The organism is Saccharothrix longispora (assembly GCF_030852425.1).
GTDB lineage: Bacteria > Actinomycetota > Actinomycetes > Mycobacteriales > Pseudonocardiaceae > Actinosynnema > Actinosynnema longispora.
The window spans coordinates 318308-328737 of the sequence record NZ_NSDM01000013.1 but is presented as its reverse complement, the minus strand read 5'-3'; the positions used below and the strand labels follow the sequence as shown (position 1 = coordinate 328737).

General features: G+C 74.7%; 10 protein-coding genes and 1 rRNA gene. 10 read left to right on the top strand and 1 reads right to left on the bottom strand.

Translation table 11 applies throughout. From position 1 onward, the window contains the following. A 5S ribosomal RNA gene (gene rrf / locus CKY47_RS28680) occupies positions 1 to 110 on the top strand; the annotation flags it as partial. A gap of 86 nt (positions 111 to 196) precedes the next feature. On the opposite strand, the gene CKY47_RS28675 is transcribed toward rrf, so the two are convergent. Then, a complete protein-coding gene (locus CKY47_RS28675) occupies positions 197 to 2035 on the bottom strand; it encodes a hypothetical protein (RefSeq protein ID WP_306749424.1) in 1839 nt (612 codons plus the stop codon). Here CKY47_RS28675 and CKY47_RS28670 point away from each other — a divergent pair. From CKY47_RS28670 to CKY47_RS28630, 9 genes are all read left to right on the top strand, one after another. Beyond that, positions 1964 to 2596 carry a tetratricopeptide repeat protein gene (locus CKY47_RS28670; protein WP_306749423.1) on the top strand — a complete coding sequence of 211 codons (633 nt, stop codon included), beginning with the start codon at positions 1964 to 1966 and terminating at the stop codon, positions 2594 to 2596. The two genes, CKY47_RS28675 and CKY47_RS28670, sit on opposite strands and share 72 nt — an antisense overlap. Before the next feature lie 106 nt (positions 2597 to 2702). After that, positions 2703 to 3506 carry an HAD-IIA family hydrolase gene (locus CKY47_RS28665; RefSeq protein ID WP_306749422.1) on the top strand — a complete coding sequence of 268 codons (804 nt, stop codon included), beginning with the start codon at positions 2703 to 2705 and terminating at the stop codon, positions 3504 to 3506. A 4-nt stretch (positions 3507 to 3510) separates the two neighbouring features. Then, positions 3511 to 3684, top strand: coding sequence for a hypothetical protein (locus CKY47_RS28660; RefSeq protein ID WP_306749421.1), 174 nt, complete (start codon positions 3511 to 3513; stop codon positions 3682 to 3684). A 4-nt stretch (positions 3685 to 3688) separates the two neighbouring features. Next, entirely contained in the window at positions 3689 to 4495 is an 807-nt protein-coding gene (locus tag CKY47_RS28655; RefSeq protein ID WP_306749420.1) for a TlyA family RNA methyltransferase, read from the top strand. 23 nt (positions 4496 to 4518) lie between these two features. Further along, on the top strand, positions 4519 to 5412 hold the full coding sequence (locus CKY47_RS28650) for an NAD kinase (RefSeq protein ID WP_306749419.1): 894 nt from the start codon (positions 4519 to 4521) through the stop codon (positions 5410 to 5412). 91 nt (positions 5413 to 5503) lie between these two features. Continuing rightward, the gene (gene recN, locus CKY47_RS28645; RefSeq protein ID WP_306749418.1) at positions 5504 to 7285 is read left to right on the top strand and encodes a DNA repair protein RecN; all 1782 of its coding nucleotides are present in this window, start codon (positions 5504 to 5506) and stop codon (positions 7283 to 7285) included. Between the two features lie 254 nt (positions 7286 to 7539). Next, positions 7540 to 8235 (top strand): hypothetical protein, encoded by a 696-nt coding sequence (locus CKY47_RS28640; protein WP_306749417.1) that lies wholly within the window; start codon positions 7540 to 7542, stop codon positions 8233 to 8235. Between the two features lie 64 nt (positions 8236 to 8299). Next, entirely contained in the window at positions 8300 to 9484 is a 1185-nt protein-coding gene (gene steA / locus CKY47_RS28635; RefSeq protein ID WP_306749416.1) for a putative cytokinetic ring protein SteA, read from the top strand. After that, complete coding sequence (locus CKY47_RS28630) at positions 9481 to 10419, top strand: copper transporter (RefSeq protein ID WP_306749415.1); 939 nt, start codon at positions 9481 to 9483, stop codon at positions 10417 to 10419. Before steA ends, CKY47_RS28630 begins: the two co-directional genes overlap by 4 nt. Positions 10420 to 10430: the final 11 nt, after the last annotated feature.

The following is a 10430-nucleotide window of genomic DNA, read 5'->3' as shown; positions in this document are numbered from 1 at the left end:
GTCATTGCGGTTGGGGAACACCCGGTCCCATTCCGAACCCGGTAGTTAAGCCTTCCAGCGCCGATGGTACTGCACTCGTGAGGGTGTGGGAGAGTAGGACGCCGCCGAACATTCTTCCCCGAAAGGGCTTGTGGTGGGGGCACAGTCAGATGTGCTCTAACCGCAAGCCCTTTCGGCGTGTCCACAGTAGGAGGAGTTAGTGTCCAGGTTCGGGGATCGACCCGGCGACCGTCAGCGTGGCCAGGGAGACCGACCGCGCCGATCCGACGATGGTGGCCGTTCCCAGGGAAGTCGCAAGCCGAGCACCGGTGACCGTGACGCTCGTGGGGGCGAGCGTTCGAGTGGTTTCCAGCGTCGGGACGACCGGCCGCGCTACGACAAGCCTCGTGGCGGCGACCGACGTGATGACCGCGGCGGTGTCCGCCGCGATGACAGCAGGGGCGAGCGGCCCCGCTACGACAAGCCGCGCGAAGACCGCGGTTTCCAGCGACGTGACGACGACCGCGGTGCCGTCCGCCGCGACTCGACCGACCGGCCTCGCACGGACCGCGGCGATGACCGCGGTGGCTACCAGCGACGCGACGACCGTTCCGGTGATCGGGGCGGATTCCGGCGCGATGACAGCCGTCCCCGTTTCGACCGGCGCGATGACCGACGTGACGATCGGCGCGATGACCGGAGCTCGGATCGTGGCGAGCGCCGCGAGTTCCGGCCTCGCGATGACCGGTCCGGTGACCGTGGTGGGTATCAGCGGCGTGACGACCGCAGCGGTGGTGAGCGCGGGGGTTACCAGCGTCGGGACGACCGGCCCGGTGGCTTCAAGCGCGACGACCGCCCTGGCGGGTTCAAGCGCGACGACCGCGGTGGCGAGCGGCGCGAGTTCCGGCCGCGCGACGACCGTTCGGGCGGGTTCCGCCGTGACGACCGGCCCGGTGGCTTCAAGCGCGACGAGCGCCCCGGGGGGTTCAAGCGCGACGACCGGCCCGGCGGGTTCAAGCGTGATGACCGGCCCGGCGGGTTCAAGCGTGACGACCGCGGTGGGGATCGCGGCGGCTATCAGCGCCGCGACGACCGCTCGGACGACCGTGGTGGTTACCCGCGCCGTGACGACCGGTCCGGTGACCGGGGCGGCTACCAGCGACGTGACGATCGTGGCGCCGATCGCAGCAGCGACCGCGGTGGCGACAGGGGCGGTGACCGTGGTGGTTACCCCCGTCGCGACGACCGGTCCGGTGACCGCGGTGGGTATCAGCGTCGGGACGACCGGCCCGGTGGCTTCAAGCGCGACGACCGTCCCGGGGGGTTCAAGCGCGACGACCGCGGTGGCGGTGGCGAGCGGCGCGAGTTCCGGCCGCGCGACGACCGCGGCAGTGACCGGGGAACCGACCGGAGCGGTGACAGGGGCGGCTACCCCCGTCGCGACGACCGGTCCGGTGACCGCGGTGGCTACCAGCGCCGCGACGACCGCTCCGGTGACCGGGGCGGGTACCCGCGGCGCGACGACCGTGCGGGCGGCTTCAAGCGGGACGACCGGCGTTCGTACGACAAGCCGCGTGATGACAAGCCGCGCGACAACCGTCCGGATGACAAGCGGGACGAGCGCAGTCGTGAACGGGCCGCGCGGTTCCAGGACCGCATCGCCCAGGGCGACGAGCAGGTCACCGAGGCGACCGTCGCGGAGGTGGGGGGCACCGAGGTCGACGACGTCGAGCCCGTGACCGCCGCCGTCACCGGGAAGCCGGTGACGGACGACGCCGGGACCGAGGTCGAGGCCGACACCGATGTCCGGGACGACGACGAGGACCGCGAAGACACCGAGGACGACGTCGACGCCGACGAGGTCGACGACGCCGACGAGACCGACGGCCCGGCGGCCGGTTCGGCCGTCCCGGTGGAGGAGCAGCAGGAGCGGGTGTTCACCCGGTCCCGCACGCCCGAGCTGCCGCAGGACGCGGACATCTCCGTGCTCGACCCCGATGTGAAGCAGGAGCTGCGCGGCCTGCCGAAGGGCCTGGCCGAGATCGTGGGCCGGCACCTCGCCGCGGCGGGTCTGCTGATCGACTCCGAACCGGAGCAGGCGCTGGAGCACGCCCGGTACGCGCGGTCGAAGGCGGCTCGGGTGGCGGTGGTGCGCGAGGCGGCCGGGTTGACCGCCTACCACGCCGGCGAGTGGGCCGAGGCGCTGTCGGAGTTGCGGGCGGCGCGGCGCATGTCGCACGGCGCCGGTCACCTCGCGGTGATGGCCGACTGCGAGCGGGCGTTGGGGCGTCCCGAGCGGGCGATCGACCTGGCGCGTGAGGCGCAGGGCCTGTCGCTGTCGCCGGAGGAGGCCGTGGAGCTGCGGATCGTGGCGGCCGGCGCGCGGCGTGACATGGGCGAGCTGGACGCTGCCGTGGTGGCGCTCCAGGGCGACGACCTGGACGAGAAGAAGCGCTTCCCGTGGAGCGCCCGCCTGTTCTACGCGTACGCCGACAACCTGGAGGCGGCCGGGCGGAACGAGGAAGCCGTGAAGTGGTTCCTCAACGCCGCGCAGGCCGACGACGACAACGAGACGGACGCCGCCGAGCGCGCGTTCGACCTCAGCCCGCAGGACTGACGCACAGGACCGACACAGCAGGCACCGCACGCGCGGGAGCGAAGTCACACCGGGAGGCCCGGCACCTGTCGGTGCCGGGCCTCCACACTTGTGGGGACGTGTGGTGATGACGGAGGAGGCGCCCGTGCTGCTGGCCCGTTACGACGCTCTGCTGCTGGACCTCGACGGCACCGTGTACCGGGGTCGCGAGGTCGTGCCCGGCGCGGTGGAGGCGGTGGCGGCCGCGCGGGAGCACGGTGTCGCGGTCCGCTTCGTCACGAACAACGCGTCCCGGTCGCCCGAGGACGTCGCCGATCACCTGGACGAGTTGGGTTTCCGCACGAGCGTGGACGAGGTGAGCACGAGCGCCCAGGCCGGTGCGGCGATGCTGGTGGGCCTCGTCCCGGCCGGTTCCGCGGTGCTGGTGCTCGGCACGGACGCGCTGGCCGATCAGGTCCGGGCGCGCGGGTTCGAGCCGACGCGGGAGGCCGAGGGCGCCGCCGCGGTGGTGCAGGGCCTGTCGCAGGAGCTGGGGTGGCGCGAGCTGGCCGAGGCGTGCGTGGCGGTCCGGGCGGGCGCGAAGTGGGTGGCCTGCAACGTGGACGCGACGCTGCCCACCGAGCGCGGCCTCCTCCCCGGCAACGGCGCGCTCGTCGCCGCCCTGCGCACGGCGACGGGCGTCGAGCCCCTGGTGGCGGGCAAGCCGGCGACGCCGCTGCTGGAGCAGGCGGCGAAGTCCGCCGGCGCGCAGCGCCCCCTGGTGGTGGGCGACCGGCTGGACACCGACATCGACGGCGCGGTGAACGCGGGCATGGACTCGCTGCTGGTGCTCACCGGCGTGGCCACCGAGGCGGACGTGGCGGCGCTCGACGACGCCCGCCGTCCCACCTACGTGGCGGCCGACCTGTCGATCCTGCATCGGCTACCGTGAAACCGTGAGCTTCGAGGTTCCCCTCCCCGGCCCGCCGCGCGACCCCGTGGCCGGGATCGACGACGCCCTGGCGGGTCTCGACGGGCTGGAGCAGTTGGACGTGGTCGAGCACGTGGCCCGCTTCGACGACGCGCACACGGCGCTGACCGCCGCGTTGTCCAGCATCGACAAGGTCTGACCCGGTGCCGCGCAGGGCTCGGCTCGACGCCGAACTGGTCCGCCGCGGGCTGGCCAGGTCCCGGGAGCACGCGAGCCAACTCGTCGCCGAGGGCAAGGTGACCGTCCAGGGCACCGTGGCCACCAAGCCCGCGACCGCCGTGGGGCTGGACACCGCGCTGCTGGTGCGCGACCACGACGACCCGAACTACGCCTCGCGGGGCGCGCACAAGCTCGTCGGCGCGCTGGAGGCGTTCCCGGGGATCGCCGTGGAGGGCAGGCGCTGCCTGGACGCGGGCGCGTCGACCGGCGGGTTCACCGACGTGCTGCTGCGCGCGGGGGCCCGGCAGGTCGTGGCGGCCGACGTCGGGCGTGGTCTGCTGGACTGGAAGCTCCGGACCGACGACCGCGTCGTGGTCAAGGACAGGACGAACGTGCGCGCGTTGACGCCGGAGGACATCGGCGGGCGCGTCGAACTGGTGGTGGCGGATCTCTCGTTCATCTCGTTGAGGCTGGTGCTCCCCGCGCTGGCCGGGTGCCTCGACGAGGAGGGCGATTTGTTGCCGATGGTGAAACCGCAGTTCGAGGTGGGCCGGGAGCGCCTCGGCTCGGGCGGTGTGGTGCGGGACCCGGAGCTGCGCGCCGAGGCGGTGCTGGACGTCGTCTCGTCCGCGGCCGGCCTCGGGCTGCGCCTGCACGGCGTCATCGCCAGCCCCCTCCCCGGGCCGTCGGGCAACGTCGAGTTCTTCGCCTGGTTGCGTCGCGGTGAACCCCTGGACCGGGCCGCCGCCGCCGGGCTCGTGCGCGAGGCCGTCGCGGAAGGCCCCCGGTGAGGGCCCCAACGGAGGGGGACGGCATGGCCCGGGAGATCCTGCTGGTCGTCCACACCGGCCGGCGGAGCAACGTGCTGGTCGCGCAGGAGGTGGCGACGCGGTTCGCGGCGGGCGGCGTCCGGTTGCGGGTGCTGGAGGACGAGGCGCCCGAGCTGGACCCGTCCTGCTACGCCGAGGTCGTGACGGCCGACGAGAAGGCCGCCGAGGGCGCGGAGCTGGTGTTCGTGCTGGGCGGTGACGGCACGCTGCTGCGGGCTGCGGAGCTGGCGCGCGCGGCCGGGGTGCCGGTGCTGGGCGTGAACCTGGGTCGGGTGGGGTTCCTGGCGGAGGCCGACTCGGACGCGCTGTACGACGCGATCAGGCACGTCGTGGACCGCGACTACGAGGTCGAGGAGCGGATGACGCTCGACGTGACCGCGTTCGCGGGCGAGGAGTTGCTGGGCACCACGTGGGCGCTCAACGAGGCCAGCGTGGAGAAGTCCACTCGGGAGCGCATCCTGGACGTGGTGGTCGAGGTGGACGGGCGACCGGTGTCGGCGTTCGGCTGCGACGGCGTGCTGGTGGCGACGCCCACCGGTTCCACGGCGTACGCGTTCTCGGCGGGCGGGCCGGTGGTGTGGCCGGACGTGCAGGCGCTGTTGGTGGTGCCGAGCAACGCGCACGCGCTGTTCGCGCGGCCGCTCGTGGTGTCGCCGGCGTCGGTGGTGGCGCTGGAGGTGGACCCGGAGAGCTACCCGGCGGTGCTGACGGCCGACGGCCGCCGCACGATCGACCTGCCGGCGGGCGCGCGGGTCGAGGTGGTGGGGGGCAGCACGCCGCTGAGGTTGATCAAGCTGCGGCAGGGGCCGTTCACGGACCGGCTGGTGGAGAAGTTCGAACTGCCGGTGCAGGGGTGGCGCGGGCCGTCCGCGCCGTAGGCGCCGGAGGGGGATCGCCGGGGTAGATCAACAGTGGGACACCCTCCCCCGAACACGCGGTCCGTCGGTATCGCCCAGTAGTGTTCGAGTCGTGCTGGCCGAGATGCGCATCCAGGGCCTCGGTGTGATCGACGAGGCCACCCTTGAACTAGACCCCGGTTTCACCGTGGTGACGGGCGAGACCGGCGCGGGCAAGACGATGGTCGTCACCGGCCTCCACCTGCTGGGTGGCGGCCGGGCGGAGGCATCGCGCGTGCGCAACGGTGCGGAGAAGGCGGTGGTCGAGGGCCGCTTCCAGGCCCCCGCGGGCAGCCCGGCGGCGAAGGTCGCCGAGGAGGTCGGCGGCGAGCCCGACGACGACGGCAGCGTGATCGCCGTGCGCACGGTGGGCGCCGACGGCCGGTCCCGCGCCCACCTGGGCGGCCGGTCCGTGCCCGTGGGCGTGCTGTCCGAGCTGGCCGAGCAGCTGCTCGCCGTGCACGGGCAGAACGACCAGCTGCGGCTGCTGCGGCCCGCCGAGCAGCGCTCGGTGCTCGACCGGTTCGCCGGTGACGACGTCGCCGCGCCCCTGCGGGCCTACCGGAAGGTCCGCGACGAGTGGCTGCGCGTCGCGACCGAGCTGACCGAGCGCACCGAGCGGGCGCGCGAGCTGGCCCGGGAGTCCGAGCTGCTGCGGCACGGCCTGGCCGAGATCAACGCGGTCGACCCGAAGCCCGGTGAGGACGAGGAGCTGGTCGCCGAGGCCCGCCGGCTGGCCGACGCCGACCAGCTGCGGGAGGCCGCGTCCGGCGCCCAGTACGCCGTCGCCGGGTCGCCGGACGGCGACCCGGACACCCCCGGCGCGCTGGGCCTGATCGGCGAGGCGCGCAGGCGGCTGGTCGCCTCGGACGACCCGAAGCTGCGCGACCTGGAGCCCCGGCTGGTGGAGGCGGAGACGCTGCTGGCCGACGTGGGCGCGGAGATCGCGTCGTACCTGGAGCACCTGGACGCGGACCCGGCGCGGTTGGAGCAGGTGCTCGCCCGCCAGTCCGAGCTGAAGTCGCTGACCCGCAAGTACGCGGCGGACGTGGACGGCGTGATCGCGTGGGCGCAGGACGCGTCGTCGCGGCTGACCGGCATGGACACCTCCGACGAGGCGCTGGCGGCGCTGGCGGCGCGGCGCGACGAGCTGGCCGGTGAGCTGGCGGTCCACGCGCGCCAGGTGACGGCGGCCCGCACGGTCGCGGCCGAGGAGCTGGGCCGGGCGGTGTCGGACGAGCTGACCGGCCTGGCCATGCCGCACGCCGACGTCGAGGTCGCGGTGCGGCCGCGGGTGGCGGAGAGGAGCGACGCCCAGGCCGTGGAGGTCGACGGCAGGCTGCTGCACGCCGGCGCCTCGGGCGTGGACGACGTGGAGCTGCGGCTGATCGCGCACCCCGGCGCGCCCGCGCTGCCCGTGCACAAGGGCGCCTCGGGCGGTGAGCTGTCGCGGGTGATGCTGGCGCTGGAGGTGGTGCTGTCGCACTCCGACCCGGTGCCCACGCTGGTGTTCGACGAGGTCGACGCGGGCGTCGGCGGCCGGGCGGCGGTCGAGGTCGGCCGGCGGCTGGCCAGGTTGGCGCGCAGCCACCAGGTCATCGTGGTCACCCACCTGCCGCAGGTGGCGGCGTTCGCCGACCGGCACCTGGTGGTCGACAAGACCGCGGACGGCATCCTGACCCGCTCGGGCGTGCGGAGGCTGGACGAGTCGCAGCGCGTGGTGGAGCTGGCCCGGATGCTCGCCGGCATGGACTCCACCGACACCGGTCGCGCGCACGCCGAGGAGCTGCTGGCGGCGGCGAAGGCCGACAAGGACAGCGCGCCGGTGGTGCGGCGCAAGGGTCGCGGCAGGTGAGCCGGCGCCCGCCGGGCGCCGTGCCGCCGGAGTTCGTCACGACGGCGTGGGGGACCACGACCGGTACGGGCGGATCGACGTCGGGCTGATGCCGGGTGTGCGGGCCACCGGGTGCGGGGTGCCGGTCACGGTCGTCGCGTCCCGCCGCCCGCCCCGCCCGTGCACCCGTCGGGGGTGGCGCGGGCGCTCCCGGACCGCTTTGCTGGTGGGAGCGGTACCGGTGGTGCCGGCGCGATCGGCGAGGAGGACCGACCATGACCCGAACGGCCCGCCGCACCACCGCGATCGTCGTCCTGGGCGCCGGCGCGCTGCTGGTCGTCCTCGGCTCGCTGCTGCCGCTGTACGGGATGACCGAGGAGTTCGGCGGTGGGCCCGGCCCGGCCGCGGAGACGCGCACGTACGCCCTGACCGGCTGGGAGTCGGTGGTCGAACCCCCGTTCCGGGTGGAGGGCGTGGACGGCGTGGAGGGCGTGGACGAACAGGACCGCATCCCGGTCTACGGCCACGCGCTCGTGGCGGCCGCCGCGCTCGTCGCCCTCGGGGCGGTGCTGCAACTGCGCCCACCGCGACCGGCCGCGATCGGCCGGAGCACCGCCGTCGCCGGGCTCGGGCTGCTCCTGGGCACCCTGTGGGCGGCGGTGGAGACGACGTCGAAGCTGTTCGGCGCGGGCGACGCGACCCAGGACCGGGAGTTCGTCGGCTCCGGTACGTGGACGGTCCTGGCGGCGGCCGCGCTGGTGCTCGCGGGCGTGGTCCTGGCGCACGGGCGGCCCGTGCCCACGACGGCCGACGGGGAAACGCCCCGAGCGGGTGACGACGACGTGGACACCCCGCCGCTGGGCATCCCGGCCCCGGTCATCGAGGTGCGGCCGATCAACGAGGACGACGTCGCCGGCCAACATCACCCGACCGGGGGAAATCCGTCCACTGTGGAGCCGTGGCCTCGTTGACCAGCCCCGATCCGCTCGGCGTGTTGCCCGTCGAACCGCGCGGGACGTGGGCCACCATCGGGGCATGAAGCTCTCCGGGTTGCTCCACCGCACGCACCACGAGCTGCCGGGCGCCACCGGGGTCGCGCGGGTGGACCGCCGCTCGGGCGACCTGCTGCGCCGGCTGGGGCCCGGCGACATCGCGGTGCTCGACCACGTGGACCTCGACCGCCGCACCGCCGAGGCCCTGGTGGCCGCCGGGGTGGTGGGCGTGGTCAACGCCTCGCCGTCGATCTCCGGCAGGTTCCCGAACCTCGGCCCGGAGCTGCTGGTCGAAGCGGGCGTCCCGCTGGTCGACGCCGTCGGGACCGCCGTGCTGCGCGAGGTGAAGGACGGCGCGAAGGTCCGGCTGCACGAGGGCGGCGTGTTCGTCGGCGAGAAGGAGGTGGCGCGCGGCGTCGAGCAGACCGCCGAGTCGGTCGCCGACGCCGTGGTCGAGGCCAAGGCGGGCATGGCGGCCCAGCTGGAGGCGTTCTCCGCGAACACCATCGAGTTCCTGCGCCGCGAGCGGACGCTGCTCCTCGACGGGGTGGGCGTGCCCGAGCTGTTCCTGCCGATCCGCGACCGGCAGGTGCTCGTCGTCTGCGGCGGTCCCCGGCACGCCGAGGAGCTGCGCGCGCTGCGCAGGTACATCCGCGAGCACCGGCCGGTGCTGTTCGGCGTCGAGGCGGGTGCCGACACCCTGCACGCCGCCGGGTACGCGCCGGACGTCATCGTCGGCGACCCCGACGGCATCGGCACCGAGACGCTGAGAGCGGGCTCGGAGGTCGTGGTGCCCGCACAGGTCGACGGGCACGCGCCCGGCCTGGAGCGCATCCAGGACCTGGGCATCGGCGCGGTGACGTTCCCCGCGTCCGGCAACGCGGAGGACCTGGCGCTCCTGCTGGCCGAGTCGCACGGCGCGAGCCTGGTCGTCACCGTCGGCCTCCGGGCGGGCCTGCGCGAGTTCCTCGACCGGGGCAACGCCGGGTCGACCCCGTCGACGTTCCTGACCAGGCTCAAGCTCGGCGAGAAGCTCGTGGACGGCCACGCGGTGGCCGCCCTGCACCGGAGCGGCGTGTCGACGGGCGTGGTCGTCCTGCTGGTGCTGGCCGCCGTGGTCGCGATGACGGCCGCGCTGGTCGTCTCCGGCGTCGGTCAGGTCCACGCCGACGTGGTGGTCGACGCGTTCCGTTCCGCCGTCGAGTGGGTGAAGGGGTTGTCCGGGTGATCTCGCTGCGCTACCACGTCGTCTCCGTCGCCGCCGTGTTCCTGGCCCTGGCCGTCGGCGTCGTCCTGGGCTCGACCACCATCAGCGGCCGCCTGCTGTCGGGGCTGACCGACGACAACGGCGCGCTGGGCCGCGAGGTCGCGTCGTTGCAGGAGCAGCGCAACGCCCTGGACGCCAGGGTCGCCGACGCCGACCGCTTCGCCGGCTCGGTGGGGCCGCTGGCCGTGAAGGGGCAGCTGGCCGACCGCACCGTGGTGCTGGTGACGGCCGCCGACGCGAGGCCCGAGGACCGCGACGCGCTGGCCGAGCTGCTGCGCGCGGCGGGCGCGACCGTGACGGGGGAGCTCCAGCTCACCGAGGCGTTCGCCGACCCGGACAAGGCGGACCAGCTGCTGGGCATGGTGGCCAGGCTGCAACCGGCGGGCACCGAGCTGCCGGCCGGTTCGGACCCGGGCACCAGGGCGGGCGGCCTGCTGGGCTCGGTCCTGCTGATCGACAAGGACACCAACCAGCCGCAGGCCACCGAGGACGAGGTCGCCGCGGCCCTGGGCGGCCTGTCCAGCGCCGGCTTCGTCAAACCGGGCCAGGGCACGCGCCCCGCCCAACTGGCCGTCGTGCTGACGGGAGGTCGGGTCGACGGCGAGTCGGCGGGCGACCGCGCCGCCGTGGTCGCCCGCTTCGCCACCCAGCTGGACCGCTCCGGCGCGGGCGCCGTGCTGGCGGGCGGCCGGGGCTCGGCCGAGGGCACGGGCCCGGTCGGCGTCGTGCGCGCGGACACGGCCGCGACGTCCGTCCTCTCCACCGTGGACACCCTGGACCTGGCCGCGGGCCGGGTGGTGACCGTGCTCGCGCTGCGCGAGCAGCTGGAGGGCAAGGCCGGTCGCTACGGCGCGGCCGGCAACGCGGAGGCCCCCGCCCCGGGCGCGTCCGGCTGACACCGGCCCCG

Coding starts and splice junctions, on each gene's coding strand:
- steA (WP_306749416.1), top strand. CDS start 8,300: ATGAAGCTCTCCGGGTTGCTCCACCGCACGCACCACGAGCTGCCGGGC.
- CKY47_RS28640 (WP_306749417.1), top strand. CDS start 7,540: ATGACCCGAACGGCCCGCCGCACCACCGCGATCGTCGTCCTGGGCGCC.
- CKY47_RS28665 (WP_306749422.1), top strand. CDS start 2,703: ATGACGGAGGAGGCGCCCGTGCTGCTGGCCCGTTACGACGCTCTGCTG.
- CKY47_RS28650 (WP_306749419.1), top strand. CDS start 4,519: ATGGCCCGGGAGATCCTGCTGGTCGTCCACACCGGCCGGCGGAGCAAC.